Source organism: Bordetella genomosp. 10, from assembly GCF_002261225.1.
Lineage (GTDB): Bacteria > Pseudomonadota > Gammaproteobacteria > Burkholderiales > Burkholderiaceae_B > Bordetella_C.
In genome coordinates this window covers 972,273-985,123 of the sequence record NZ_NEVM01000002.1, presented here as the reverse complement: position 1 = coordinate 985,123, position 12,851 = coordinate 972,273, and the positions used below count along the sequence as shown (strand labels likewise).

Annotated in this window: 11 protein-coding genes; 5 read left to right on the top strand and 6 right to left on the bottom strand. The window is 67.2% G+C overall.

The window, feature by feature from the left end:
* Nucleotides 1–219: 219 nt before the first annotated feature.
* On the bottom strand, nt 220–1,116 hold the full coding sequence (locus CAL29_RS13735; RefSeq protein ID WP_094853546.1) for a LysR family transcriptional regulator: 897 nt from the start codon (nt 1,114–1,116) through the stop codon (nt 220–222).
* A 167-nt stretch (nt 1,117–1,283) separates the two neighbouring features.
* On the opposite strand from CAL29_RS13735, the gene CAL29_RS13730 reads away from it, so the two are divergent.
* Nucleotides 1,284–2,633 carry a cation:proton antiporter gene (locus tag CAL29_RS13730; RefSeq protein ID WP_094853545.1) on the top strand — a complete coding sequence of 450 codons (1,350 nt, stop codon included), beginning with the start codon at nt 1,284–1,286 and terminating at the stop codon, nt 2,631–2,633.
* A gap of 5 nt (nt 2,634–2,638) precedes the next feature.
* On the opposite strand, the gene CAL29_RS13725 is transcribed toward CAL29_RS13730, so the two are convergent.
* The 5 genes from CAL29_RS13725 to CAL29_RS13705 all read right to left on the bottom strand — a co-directional run bounded on the left by CAL29_RS13725 (nt 2,639) and on the right by CAL29_RS13705 (nt 7,469).
* The gene (locus CAL29_RS13725; protein ID WP_094853544.1) at nt 2,639–3,328 is read right to left on the bottom strand and encodes an HD domain-containing protein; all 690 of its coding nucleotides are present in this window, start codon (nt 3,326–3,328) and stop codon (nt 2,639–2,641) included.
* 5 nt (nt 3,329–3,333) lie between these two features.
* Nucleotides 3,334–3,783 (bottom strand): DUF6389 family protein, encoded by a 450-nt coding sequence (locus CAL29_RS13720; protein ID WP_094853543.1) that lies wholly within the window; start codon nt 3,781–3,783, stop codon nt 3,334–3,336.
* A gap of 34 nt (nt 3,784–3,817) precedes the next feature.
* On the bottom strand, nt 3,818–5,044 hold the full coding sequence (gene tcuB, locus CAL29_RS13715; RefSeq protein ID WP_373559744.1) for a tricarballylate utilization 4Fe-4S protein TcuB: 1,227 nt from the start codon (nt 5,042–5,044) through the stop codon (nt 3,818–3,820).
* Entirely contained in the window at nt 5,031–6,455 is a 1,425-nt protein-coding gene (gene tcuA, locus CAL29_RS13710; RefSeq protein WP_094853542.1) for an FAD-dependent tricarballylate dehydrogenase TcuA, read from the bottom strand. The genes tcuB and tcuA overlap by 14 nt, the downstream gene beginning before the upstream one ends.
* 81 nt (nt 6,456–6,536) lie before the next feature.
* On the bottom strand, nt 6,537–7,469 hold the full coding sequence (locus CAL29_RS13705) for a LysR family transcriptional regulator (protein WP_094853541.1): 933 nt from the start codon (nt 7,467–7,469) through the stop codon (nt 6,537–6,539).
* A 354-nt stretch (nt 7,470–7,823) separates the two neighbouring features.
* Between CAL29_RS13705 and CAL29_RS13700 the strand changes: the two genes are divergently transcribed.
* From CAL29_RS13700 to CAL29_RS13685, 4 genes are all read left to right on the top strand, one after another.
* A complete protein-coding gene (locus CAL29_RS13700; protein ID WP_094853540.1) occupies nt 7,824–9,272 on the top strand; it encodes an aldehyde dehydrogenase family protein in 1,449 nt (482 codons plus the stop codon).
* A gap of 107 nt (nt 9,273–9,379) precedes the next feature.
* Nucleotides 9,380–10,360, top strand: a complete 981-nt coding sequence (locus CAL29_RS13695) for a Bug family tripartite tricarboxylate transporter substrate binding protein (RefSeq protein ID WP_094853539.1) — start codon at nt 9,380–9,382, stop codon at nt 10,358–10,360.
* 114 nt (nt 10,361–10,474) lie between these two features.
* Nucleotides 10,475–11,638 carry an iron-containing alcohol dehydrogenase gene (locus CAL29_RS13690; RefSeq protein WP_094853538.1) on the top strand — a complete coding sequence of 388 codons (1,164 nt, stop codon included), beginning with the start codon at nt 10,475–10,477 and terminating at the stop codon, nt 11,636–11,638.
* 50 nt (nt 11,639–11,688) lie between these two features.
* Entirely contained in the window at nt 11,689–12,753 is a 1,065-nt protein-coding gene (locus tag CAL29_RS13685; protein WP_094854083.1) for a LacI family DNA-binding transcriptional regulator, read from the top strand.
* The last annotated feature ends 98 nt before the right edge of the window (nt 12,754–12,851 follow it).

Here is a 12,851-nt window from a genome sequence, read left to right as displayed (position 1 = left end):
GTTGTCTTGTGCGGCGCGCCGGACCGCGCCTGTCCCAAGATCCAGGATCCGGGACAGGGCGCCGGATGCGCGCTTCCGGCCCTACCTTCCGACCCCACTTTAGACGCCGAAGACACCCCCAGGGTTGATGAAAAGGAAAGGGAGCTTTCATCCCGATGGACAACGCCTCGGGAAAACGTCCTTCGCGCTTCTCAAATCCTGAAATCCGGGACGCCCGGTTCAGCCCGCTTCCGGGGCCACCAATACCTGCAGCAGGTCCGCGACGGACGCCGTCATCTGGCCCGGGTCGCGCACGCAAACGTAGAATTGCCGCTCCGCCCAGGCATCGCGCAGGCGCAGCAGCACCAGGCCCATCGCGCCCAGATAGTTGCGCGCGATGGCTTCGGGCACCACGCCTATGCCTATCCCCTCCCGGATCATCCGGCAGCGCGTCTCGAAATTCGAGACCTGCAGCTTGACATTGGGCGGGCGCGACAGCGTCTGTCCGGCATAGGCCAGGAACTGCTCCAGCGAGTGGCGCGGGAAATAACCCAGCAGGTCGTAGTCCAGCGCGTCCTCCAGGTAGAGCTCGCCGAGGTCGGCCAGCGGATGGCCGATGGGCACCACCAGGCCGACCCGGTCGCGCCGGAACGGCATGGAGGTCACGCCCGGGACGGGATGGTCCGCATGATAGATGCCGATGTCCACGGCGCCCTCCGCGACCATGCGCGGGATGTCGAAACTGTGGGCTTCCAGCAGGTCCACGCTGACGCCCTGGCGTCCCGCCAGGAAGCGGTTCATCACCGGCGGCAGGAACTGGAGGATGGTGGAGGGATTGGAAGCCAGGCGGATCTTGGCCTGGCCATTCGCGGAATAGCCGCTGATGGCCTGCTCGGTCAGTTGCACCCCGCGCAGGATGGCCTTGGCGCGCTGATACAGCAAGGCGCCCGCCGGCGTCGGCTCCACGCCGCGGCCGTGGCGGTGCAGCAGCGTGCGATCCAGGTGGCGCTCCAGTTCGGCGACGCGCTTGCTGGCCGCCGAGGTGACGATGTTCTCGCGTTCGGCGGCCTTGGAGAGGCTTTTCTCTTCCACCGCCGCGACAAAGATCGCCAGCGTGGGAATATCCAGCGTTTTCATAGCGGGACTATACCTCGCCGGACTGTCCCATTCCTGGCGCGACGCAACATGGCCGCGCGGCCGGGCACAGCGCGTGCTATCCGGCAGCGCCCATCGGCAGGCGATCCGCCGTTGCGGCGCGGCATTTCCCGGTTTCCCAATTTCCCACCCTGGCTGGCCTCATCCTCATGCTCGAAGCAGTCTGGTTTCTCCTGATCGGCGCGCTGCTGATACTCATGGGACTCGCCCGCAGCGTCATCGCCGGCCTGCCCATGACGGGCGCCATGGTCTATCTGGCGTTCGGCTTTCTCATCGGCCCGGCCGGCCTGGGCATGCTGAACCTGGATATCTATCGCGACGCGCACGTCCTGCGCACCCTCGCCGAGGCCGGCCTGCTCATTTCGCTGTTTTCCATCGGCATGCACCTGCGCATGCCCCTGGGCAGCAGCCGATGGCGATTGGTGCTGCGCCTGGCCCTGCCGGCGATGGTGCTGACCATAGGCGCGATGACGCTGGTCGGTTTCTATGCGTTGGGATGGACGCTGGGCGCCGCGCTGCTGGCGGCGGCGGCGCTGGCGCCGACCGACCCGGTCCTGGCCAACGAACTGCGCCCGCGCGAGGCGGGCGACGACGAACCCTTGCGCTTCGCCCTCTCCGGCGAAGGCGGCGCCAACGACGGCGCGGCCTACCCTTTCGTCTTGATAGGACTGGCGGTATGCAATCTGGGACATCCCGACGCCCAATCGCCGGCCACCCTGGCGGCGTCGCTGGTCTGGGGCGTCGTGGGCGCCGTCATCGTGGGCTGGCTCATGGGCACGGCCACGGAAGCCCTGGTCGCGCGCCTGCGCATCCGCTACGCCAAGGCCATGGGCTATGAGGGATTCCTCGCGCTGGGGCTGATGGCGGCCTGCTACGGCGTCGCGCTCCTGATCCACAGCTATGCCTTCCTGGCCGTATTCGCCGCCGGCGTGGCCCTGCGCCGCAAGGAAATGCACGAAACCGGCGAGGAGACGCCCAACGAGGCGCTGGAGCAGGTGGCGCATGGCGACATGCAGCGGGCCGCCAAGCATCCCGAGCTGGCGCATGCCTACCTGGCGGAATCCATGATGACTTTCTCGGTGGAGCTGGAACACCTGGTGGAACTGGGCCTGCTGCTGTTGATAGGCAGCGTCGTGTCCTCGTGCTGGCGGGACCTGCTGCAATGGCAGTCCCTGGTCGCCGTGCTGGCCCTGTTCCTGGTGGCGCGGCCCCTCTCCGTCTGGGTGTCCTTGATCGGGACGGGCACGGACAGGACGCAGCGCCTGCTGGCCGGGTGGCTGGGCATACGCGGCGTCGGCACCTTCTTCTACCTGCTGCTGGCGCTGGAACACACCGATCCCGACAATATCCGCCCTATCGCGCCCGTCCTGCTGGCGGTCATCGTGGCGTCCGTGTTCCTGCACGGCATCTCGGCGTCGCCCCTGCTGGAACGCTATTTCCGCGCGGGCAACAAGGCGCAAGCGCCGCGCGAAGCGGCGCAGCAGGCCTTGAAAAGCTGAACGGGTCAGTCCGGGGCCCTGTCGTCCCCGCCCCACTCCGCGGCGAACTGATCGCGAAAGGCCATCACCCAGCGCGCGCGCTCCTCGGCCAGGGCCCGGCCGGCTTCCGTCTGCATCGTCGCCGGCAGGCGCAGCAGCTTGCACGCGATGTGGTCCAGCGTATAACGCCCGTCGTCCGCGTCGCGGCGCAACGCCAGCGGATCGGCCGAATGGGCCAGCGCGCGTCCCAATTGCCCGCCCACATGGAACATGCGGGCCAGTCCCACGGCGCCCAGCGCGTCGATGCGGTCGGCGTCCTGGACGATCTTCGCTTCCACGGTCTCGGGCGCGATGCCGGCCGAATAGCTGTGGGCCTCGATGGCATGCGCCACCGCGGCAAGGCGGTCCGCCGGAAAGTCCAGGGCGGACAACCGGGCCACCGCCGCCTGCGCCGACATGCGCGAAGCGCTGCTGCGCTCCGGATGATTCTTCGGCAGGTTGACGAGATCGTGCAGGTAGCACGCCGCCATCACGACCAATGCGTCGGCCCGCGGCAAGGACGCCAGGATGCCGCGCGCGCTCGACCAGACGCGTTCCAGATGATTCAGGTCATGGGCGCCGTCGTTATCGTCCGACGCCGTGGCGAGGCGTATCAGCCGGGGGCGCCACAAGGCGAGCCCTTCCTGCGTGGAAGGCGAAAAAGAAACGGCATGCATGCGCGCTATGGCTCCGTCGCGATCACGATCGGCGCCAAGGTGCCGTACCCTTCCTCGCCATAGATCAGGACCGGCAAGGGCGCCGGATCGCGCGCGCGCACCAGGGTCTCGACCCAGCGCATGCCGGTATCCACTACCGCGTCCTGGACGTCGAAACCGGTACCGCCGCCGTCCAGCAACGGCACGTCAGGCTCCACGCCGCGCTCCGTATAGCGGACGTCGAACAGATAGCGATGGCCTTCGATCGCCTTGTTCAGGACGAACATGTCCGGCCCGTCCAGGCTGGCCACGATGGAGAAGGTGCCGGTGCCGTCCTGGTCGGGAAAAACGGCGATGTGGATTTCGCGCGCCCTGGGCGGCAAGGCGGCGATCAAGGCATCCAAAGTGGCATGCGCCGGACCGGCGTGGGCCTGCAATACGCCGTCCAGCGCGCTCGTGTATTCGTCTAGGGTCATGCCCAAAGCATAACGCAAGACGCGAATGGCCCTCTCAGTCCGCTCCCAGTTGCAAGGGATTCGGCTGCCGCTTCTCGATATTCCACTTCAACAGCGCCGCGCTGCGGAAGATGCCGTGCGCGAACTTGCCGTAGGGCAGCGTCAGGAACAAGGCCATCACCGGTCCCAGATGCAGGGCCAGCAACAGGCCCATGGCGCTCGTGTCGCGCCCGATCAGCAAGGCCAGGCCCGTGATCGACACCAGCAGCAGCAAGGCGATGAAGCCGCGATCCATCGGCCGCTGCGCGGCGTCGCCATGCAGGGGGCTGCGGTGCACGTTCAGCCAGAACAGGCCCGCCGGTCCGATGATCAGGCCTATCCCGCCCAGCGTGCCCAACACCACCGGCAGGCTCGTATAGCCGTACGGCGCGTGCAGATCCAGGAAGTAGTGATAGAACGTGGCCACGCAGGTCGCGGCGAAGCACAGCAGGAAGCCGTAGAACGTGAAGTGGTGAAAGCGGCGGCGGGCCAGCGTGAAGGCGTCGCTGGACTCGTTGCAGCCCTTGCCGTGGCCGCCGTCCAGGTAGCGCAGCCGCAGCACGTCGTGCGTCGCCTCCGCCACCGCCGGTCCGTTGGCCGATCCCGGCGAGACCCGGCGCCAGAACCGGCTCACGCCCACGCCCAGGGCGAAGATCGCGAACAGGAAGACCACGCCGAACATCAGCGCCAGCATGTTGTGCGGGAAGATGGCGTAGAAATTGCCGGCCAGCGGCGCGTGGAACAGGGAGCCGCTGGAGAGGATGGCCAGGACCAGGAACAGCGCCAGGCCGAAGGCGGTGGCCAGCGACAAGGTCAGGCCATTGCGCTGGTATAGCGAACCCAGGGCCGCCGGCCACGCATAGTCGGTGTAGGTCTGCTTGCGCACCTTGGCCATCGCCTGCGGCACGTTGACGCCGAATTCGTGCGGCGGCGCGTACTGGCACGCGTGCAGACAGGCGCCGCAGTTGTGGCACAGATTCGCCAGGTAGTTGATGTCGGCCTTGCCGAACTCCAGCCGCCGGGTCATCGCCGGGAACACCGCACAGAAGCCTTCGCAATACCGGCAGGCATTGCAGATCTGCATGATGCGCGCGACCTCGGTTTCGTCGGCGGTGGTCGGGGCCAGGTCCTCGCCGTTGCGCACGAACTTGACCGGCGTTTCCTTCATGCCGCCGGCCGGCGCGGGCTGGTCCAGGTTGAGCGTGGCGTTGGCCTGGCGCACGAGGGCTTCAAGCTGTTTCAAGGGAAGCTCCCATGGAAGTGTTTTTATCCAGGCCCAGCGCGAAGCGCGCGGCCTGCGTGCCGGCGATGCGGCCGAATGCGGTGCCGATGGACATGCCCACGCCCGCGGTATAGCCCTTGCCCAGGACGTTGCCGGCCATCATTTCGCCGGCGACGTAGAGGTTGTCGCTGGGCATGCCGTTGAAATGCACGGCGGCCTTGTCGTTGACCTTCAGGCCCAGGTAGGTGAAGGTGATGCCCGGCCGCAGCGGATAGCCGTAGAACGGCGCGCGGTCGATGGGCCGCGCCCAGTGCGTCTTGGCCGGCGCGATGCCTTCCGTATGGCAATCGTCCAGCGCGGTGTGGTCGAACTTGCCGACGCGGCAGGCGGCGTTGTACTCGTTCAGCGTCTGCATGAAGGTGGCGCGGTCCAGGCGCAGCTTGTCCGCCAGCTCCTCCAGCGTGTTGGCCGTGGTGCCCGGAAAGACCGGCGGCATGAAGCGGCCGATGGCCTTGCTGTCGATGATGGAGTAGCCGATCTGGCCGGGCTGGTTGGCCACCAGGCGGCCCCAGATGGCGTAGCGCTTGGGCCAGAAGTCCTCGCCTTCGTCATAGAACCGCTTGGCGTCGCGGTTGACCACCACGCCCAGCGAAACGCAGTCGATGCGCGTGCAGATGCCGCCGTCGTACAGCGGCGCGCGCGCGTCGATGGCCACGCAGTGCGATTGCGAGGGATCGCCGATGATGTCGGCGCCGGCGTCCATCATGAACTTCAGCAATACGCCTTTGTTGAAACGCGTGCCGCGGATCAGGAAATTGTCGGCCGGCCATTCGCCGCGCTCGTTCTGGCCCCAGGCCTCGCGCAGCCACTCGATGTTCGATTCGAAGCCGCCGGCGGCCAGCACGCAGGCCTTGGCTTCGATGCGTTCGCCCTTGACGTAGGCGGCGACGAAGCGGCCGTCCTTCAGATCCAGGCGGTCGACCGGCGCGTTGTATCGGATCTGCACGCCCAGCGACTCGGCGCTGCGGAAATAGGCGTTGACCAGGGCCTTGCCGCCGCCCATGAAAAACGCATTGGTGCGGGCCACGTGCAGCGCGCCCGACAGCGGCGGCTGGAAATTCACGCCGTGCTTGCGCATCCAGTCCCGACAGGACGAGGAAGCGCGGATCACCAGGCGCGCCAAGTGCTCGTTGGTAATCCCGCCCGTCACCTTGAGCAGGTCCTGCCAGAACTCTTCTTCCGGATAGGCCTCGACGAGCACGTCCTGCGGCGCGTCGTGCATGCAGCGCAGATTGCGCGTGTGCTGCGAATTGCCGCCGCGCCACTCCTTGGGCGCGGACTCCAGCAGCAGCACGCTGGCGCCGGCTTCGCGCGCCATCAGCGCCGCGCACAGGGCCGCGTTGCCGCCCCCTATCACCAATACGTCCACCATGGCGAGTGTGTCCTCCTTGAACAGGGTGGCACTGTAACCAGACCGTCATGCGCGCGCCAGAACCCGCCGCGCAAGGGGTCTTCACTTATCTTGAAGACCCGCGTGCAGGGTCGCGCCCGGCCAGCCGCCTTCGCGCACCAGCGTGCGCGCCACGTCGCTCAGCACGACGCGCGCGGCCAGGGCGGCGGGCGACAGCTCGTCCTCCGGCAGGCTGACCAGCAGGTTGCGCCGCTGCAGGTTGTCGTCGCTCAGTTGCAGGCGCGACAGGGAGGGATCGACCGGCAAGGCCGCCCCGGGCTGGATGGTGGCGACGTGCCCGACCCGCACCATCGCCATCAGCATGGCCAGCCCGTCGACCTCGGCGACGATGTTCAGCGTGCGGCCGACGCGGGCGCAGGCGGCGTCGATCAACTGGCGCAGGCCGTGGGCCGGACTGGGCAGCACCAGCGGCACCTCGTGCAGACCGGCCAGGGAGATGTGTTCGCTGGTCGGCCAGGCCGGCGTGCTGGGCTGGCCCATCAGCAACAGGCGTTCGTCCAGCAGGGGCTGCACGGTCCAGCGCTGCGCCGGATCGGTATGGAAGACGATGGCCAGGTCCAGTTGCCGGGCGTTGAGCATGGACGCGAGGTGACCCGACAGGCTTTCCGTCATGCGCAGGCGCACGTCGGGATAGCGCTGCTGCATGGCCTGGATGAAGCGCGGCGCCAGCACCGTGCCGGTGGTGGACGCCAGGCCGACGCTGACCTGCCCCGTCAGCCGCGCCTCGCGCGCCGCCATGGCCGCCGCGTCCGCGTGGCGGATGGCCAGTTGCGCCTGGCGCAGGAAGGCCCTGCCGGCGTCGGTCGGCACCACGCCGGTGGACGTGCGTTGCAACAGCCGGGTGGCGAGCTCGCTCTCCAGGCGGCTGATCTGCTGGCTCAGGGCCGAGGTGACGATGCCCAGCTCGGCCGCCGCCCGTCCCATGCTGCCCAGCTCCACGACCCTGGCGAATGAACGCAGTTGGCGCAGTTCCATGGCTGTCTTCACTATTTATGAAAACCCCATTTTTGCATGCAATGGGAGATTTCCCACTCTCTGTTTTCACATATGTTGAAGGCCTCTTCAGCGAATCAGGGTTACGGCGGACGGATGGATGCCTATAATTCACGTCAAAATAACGTTTCATTAACGACGATTATCGATTCTGAGCAAGTTTTGATCGATAACCTCATATTTCAATAAAACCGAGATGATAGGCACTGCCGGTTGCATTCCTTCCTATAGATAACGTTTCATTCAAAATCTATCGTCCCCAAAATTCATCATCCGGGACGACATGAATGCAAGCGCATGCGCAGCGCCCCCTTTCACTATTCAAGACAACCTCATATGACTAGCACTCCTCTCCATATCGCCGGCCTGCCTCCCACCGGCGCCTTGATCGACGGACGCTGGGTCGACGACGGGCCGCGCTTCACCGTCGATGACAAATTCAGCGGCCGTCCCGTTGCCGAAGTCGCCGCCGCGACCCGCGCCCAGGTCAGCGAGGCCGTACGGGTGACGCGCGCCGCCGCCGATGCCGGCGCTCCGCCCCCGCATGACCGCGCCCAGGTACTGCGCCGCGCCGCGGCCCTGATGGGGAGCTATCGCCTGCGCCTGGTCGACGTGATGGTGGCGGAAGCGGGATTCACGCTGGTCGACGCCGGCAACGAGGTCGATCGCGCCATGGTGACCCTCAGCTTGTCGGCCGATGAAGCGCTGCGCCTGGTCGGCGACGTGGTCCCCTTCGGCGCCAGCCCCGGCGCTCATCGCCGCATCGGTTTCACGCAGCGCTTTCCGGTGGGCGTGGTCTGTGCCATCACGCCTTTCAACTCGCCCCTGAACACGGTCCTGCACAAGGTGGCGCCGGCCTATGCCGCCGGCAACGCGGTGGTCCTGAAACCCTCGGCCTTCACGCCCCTGACGAGCGCCCTGCTGGCCCAGTTGCTGCTGGAAGCCGGCATGCCGCCGGCCTTCCTGGCCGTGCTCCAGGGCGAAGGCGACAGCGTCGGCGCCTGGCTGCTGGAAGAACAGGACATCGCCTTCTACACCTTCACCGGAAGCACGCGCGTGGGCCGCATCATCCAGCAGGCAGCGGGCTTGCGCCGCACGCAGATGGAACTGGGCAGCATCGCCAGCACCATCGTCTGCGCCGACGCGGACCTGGATCGCGCCATTCCCAAGATCGCCAATGCCGGCTTGCGCAAGGCCGGCCAGGTGTGCACGTCGGTGCAGCGCCTGTATGTCCATCGCTCGATCGCCGAGGAAGTGGGCCAACGCCTGGCCGCCTTCGCCCAGACCCTGCAAGCGGGTGACCCGCGCGACCCCGCCACCAAGGTGGGTCCGCTGATCAGCGAGGCGTCCGCCATCCGCGCCGAAAGCTGGCTGCGCGAGGCCGAGCAAGGCGGCGCCCGTCTGCTGTGCGGCGGCCAACGCCGGCGTTCGGTCATCACGCCGGCCGTGGTCACCCATGCCCCTGACGACGGCCGGGTGTGGTGCCAGGAAGCCTTCGCGCCCTTGTTGGCTTTGCGTCCCTTCGAGGATTTCGAGGAAGCAATCCGCGACGCCAATTCCACGCCCTTCGGCCTGTCCGCCGGGATCTTCACGCAGGACATCGATCGCGCCCTGCGCGCCGCCGCCACGCTGCGCTTCGGCACGGTGCAGATCAACGAAAGCTCCAGCGCGCGCTCCGACGTCATGCCTTTTGGCGGCGTCAAGGACAGCGGCTTCGGCAAGGAAGGCCCGGCCCATGCCATCCGCGAAATGACGGAAGAACGCCTGGTGGTCTTCAACCCCTGAACGGCAAGGCGCCAGCCGCATTCCCTGTCAGCAGCACCCCAACACCCACAACAAGCGGCCAGGCTCCAACGCTCACAGCCCGCATCAGCACTTCGGAGACAAGCACCATGACCACCCTCACCACCCGTCGCGGCGTACTCGTTCTGGCCCTGGCCGGCTGTGCCGGCTTGCTGGCCCCGTCCGCGCAGGCGGCGGATTGGCCCGATCGCCCCATCACCCTGGTGGCGCCCTTCACGCCCGGCGGCACCACCGACATCGTGGCCCGCGCCATCGCCGTGCAGTTGCAACAGCAATTGGGACAGACGGTGATCGTCGAGAACAAGCCCGGCGCGGGCGGCACCCTGGGCGCCGGCTACGTCGCGCGCGCCAAACCGGACGGCTACACCTTGCTGCTCGCCAACGTCGGCCATGCCGCCGCGGGCGTGCTGTACAAGAACCTGCCCTACGATTTCGAGCGCGACATGACGCAGATCACCACCGTGGCCAATGTGCCCAACGTGCTGGTGGTGGCGAAGAACTTCCCCGCGAACAATGTGCGCGAGCTGCTGGCCTATGCCAAGGCGCATCCCAACGACGTCAACTACGGCTCGGCCGGCATCGGCACCACGCAGCACCTGTCCGCCGAATTGCTGAAGAAGCAGACCGGCATGACAGCCCTGCACGTGCCGTTCAAGGGCGCCGCGCCCATGATGACCGACCTGATCGGCGGCCGCATCACCTTCGCCCTCGATTCGGCCGCTTCCGCCGCCGCGCAGATCAATGGCGGCGGCGTCAAGCCGCTGGCCGTCACCAGCCTGACGCGCACCCGCTTCCTGCCCGACGTGCCGACCCTGGACGAGTCGGGCGTACCGGGCTACCAGATGACCACCTGGTACAGCCTGGCCGGCCCCAAGGACCTGCCGCCGGCCGTCACGGACCGCATCTATCGCGCGGTGCGCGCCGCCATGGACGATCCCAATATGCGTAAAGCGCTGGACAGCATGGCAGCGGATCCGGGCGGCATGGAGCCGGCCAAGTTCCAGGCCTTCGTGCATCAGGAAACGCTGCGCTGGACGGAGCTGGCACGCGGCTGGGACAGCGCGAACTGATGGCCGATGCGACGGCGGGTGTCGCGTCCAGACACCCGCGTCCCGGCCGCATTCTCATCCAGACCGGTGCGCTGCCCCCTGCAAATGCGCCGGTCGTCTTTACATAGGTTCATCATGGCTGCCACCGACATCAGCACTTTCTTCTGCCCTACCCGCCTGTACACGGGCATCGGTTCGCACCGCAAGCTGGGCGAGATCCTGCGCGCGCACGACTGCGAACGCGTCTTCATCGCCATCGACGGCGCCCTGCTCGAAGGCGAGTTCTACGCCGGCATCCAGCGTATTCTGAAAGACGAAGGCGTGGCGGCGGCCGCCTATTCCGACATCGAGCCCGATCCCAGCGCCATCACGGTCGAGCGTGCCTTCCAGGCTTGCCAGGCGCATGGCGCCACCCTGCTGTTGGCCATTGGAGGCGGCAGCACCATGGACGTCGCCAAGGCCGTCGGCATCCTGGCCACGAATGGCGGACGCATCCACGACTACGAAGGCATCGAGAAATTCAGCATGCCGCCGCTGCCGCTGATCGCCATTCCCACCACGGCCGGGACCGGCTCGGAAGTATCGGGTTCCTGCGTCATCACCGACACCGAGAAGCAGTTGAAGATGTCGATCCGCCATGCCGCGCTGAACCCGGCGCGCGCGGCCATCCTGGATCCACTGGCCTTGCGCACGGTGCCGGCGCATGTGGCGGCCCACTCCGGCATGGACGCCTTCGTGCATGCCTTCGAGTCCTATATTTCGCGTCAGGCCAACCTGGTGACGGACGCCATCAACATCGAAGCCATCGAATTGCTGGCGGCCAACATCCGGCCTTTCGTGGCCAACCGCGACAACCTGGAAGCCGGCTTGAACATGCTGGTCGGCTCGGCGCTGGCCGGCATCACCTTCGGCCAGACCGGCCTGGGCAATGTGCATTGCATGGCGCGTTTCGTCGGCGCGTATTGGCATCTGTCGCATGGCCTGTCCAACGCGGTGTGTCTGCCCCACGTGGCGCGCTTCAACCTGCCGGCCAACCCGCGCAAGTTCGCGCGCATTGCCGCCGCCATGGACAGGCCGGTGCGGGGCCTGCCGGAAATCGATGCGGCGCGGGCAGCCGTCGACGCCATCGACACGCTGTGCCGCGACCTGGGTATTCCCGCGCGCCTGCGAGACGTCGGCGCCACCGAAGACAAGTTCGACGAAATCGCCGAGCTTTGCACGCAGGCCAACTACAACCGCTGGAATCCGCGCCAGACCAGCACGGCGGACTTCCGCACGCTGTTCGCGCAGGCGTATTGATGTATTGACGTATTGATCAGGTCCCGGCGCGGCCCGATACAATGCCGCTCATGCCTCCGAAACCTCCCCGCTCCGAGCCTGTCCCCGGCGCTGCCCGCGTCACTGTCCATGACGTGGCGCGCGCCGCCGGCGTCGCCATCGGCACCGTCTCCCGCGTCGTCAACGGCGCGCCCAGCGTCACCCCGGATGTGCGTCAACGCGTCGAGCACGCCATCAGCGAACTGGGCTGGGCGCCCAGCGCCGCGGCCCAGGCCATGCGCGGCGCGCCGACCCGCATGGTCGGCTTCATCTTTTCCGATATACGCAACCCGCTCTATTCGTCCATGATCAAGGGCGCGGAGGATGTCCTCAGCGAACACGGCTACATGCTGGTGGTCGCCAGCAGCGACGGCCAGCCGACGCGAGAAATCGCGCTGATGCAGCTATTCACGCGCCGCCGCGCCGACGGCATGCTGTTCGCCGTGGAGCAGGAGTCCAATGCGGACGTGCTGCGCTGCGTGGCCGATAGCGGCTATCCCATCGTATTGCTGGAGCGTGAGATGGCGACGGCATTGGGGACGGTCGGGGCCGACCACCTGAGCGGGACGCGCCATGCCACCGCGCACCTGCTGTCCCTCGGGCATCGCCGCATCGCGCTGATCAGCGGCGGCCGCAACAACCGCGTCGGCCGCGACCGCCTGGCCGGCCTGGTGCAGGCGCATGAAGCGGCCGGCGTGCCGCTGGATCCCGCGCTGCTGCGCCTGGATAGTTTCGCGTCTGACTACGGCTTGCGTGAAGTCCAGTTGCTGCTGGAGCTGGATGCGCCGCCCACTGCCATCGTCGCCGCCGGTATGCACCTACTGCAAGGCGTCCTGCAAGGCATACGCATGAAGGGCCGCCGCATCCCCGAGGACGTTTCGCTGGTCGCGTCCAACGACAGCCCGCTGGCCCAGTTGGTCACGCCGCCCGTGGACGTGATCCGCTACGACGCCTACGCGCTGGGCCGCGAGGCGGCGCTGCTGCTGTTGCGCCGCATGAACGGCGAGGCCATTCCGCCTGCCACGCGTATCGACGTACCGACGGAATTCGTTCTACGGGCGTCCAGCGCCCCGCCGGCGCGCCGGCCGCGCGCTTGACGGCCCTGGCGACTTTCCGCTCCGTGCGCTCCCGGCGCGACGGCGATGCCACGCGGATCAGCTATCCTTGCAATCCGCCCCGTTTCCTTATCATCGTT

What these genes read in the sequence shown, in the direction of transcription:
- CAL29_RS13735 (WP_094853546.1), bottom strand. Translation starts at nt 1,116, where the DNA reads ATGAAAACGCTGGATATTCCCACGCTGGCGATCTTTGTCGCGGCGGTG.
- CAL29_RS13730 (WP_094853545.1), top strand. Translation starts at nt 1,284, where the DNA reads ATGCTCGAAGCAGTCTGGTTTCTCCTGATCGGCGCGCTGCTGATACTC.
- CAL29_RS13725 (WP_094853544.1), bottom strand. Translation starts at nt 3,328, where the DNA reads ATGCATGCCGTTTCTTTTTCGCCTTCCACGCAGGAAGGGCTCGCCTTG.
- CAL29_RS13720 (WP_094853543.1), bottom strand. Translation starts at nt 3,783, where the DNA reads ATGACCCTAGACGAATACACGAGCGCGCTGGACGGCGTATTGCAGGCC.
- tcuA (WP_094853542.1), bottom strand. Translation starts at nt 6,455, where the DNA reads ATGGTGGACGTATTGGTGATAGGGGGCGGCAACGCGGCCCTGTGCGCG.
- CAL29_RS13705 (WP_094853541.1), bottom strand. Translation starts at nt 7,469, where the DNA reads ATGGAACTGCGCCAACTGCGTTCATTCGCCAGGGTCGTGGAGCTGGGC.
- CAL29_RS13700 (WP_094853540.1), top strand. Translation starts at nt 7,824, where the DNA reads ATGACTAGCACTCCTCTCCATATCGCCGGCCTGCCTCCCACCGGCGCC.
- CAL29_RS13695 (WP_094853539.1), top strand. Translation starts at nt 9,380, where the DNA reads ATGACCACCCTCACCACCCGTCGCGGCGTACTCGTTCTGGCCCTGGCC.
- CAL29_RS13690 (WP_094853538.1), top strand. Translation starts at nt 10,475, where the DNA reads ATGGCTGCCACCGACATCAGCACTTTCTTCTGCCCTACCCGCCTGTAC.
- CAL29_RS13685 (WP_094854083.1), top strand. Translation starts at nt 11,689, where the DNA reads ATGCCTCCGAAACCTCCCCGCTCCGAGCCTGTCCCCGGCGCTGCCCGC.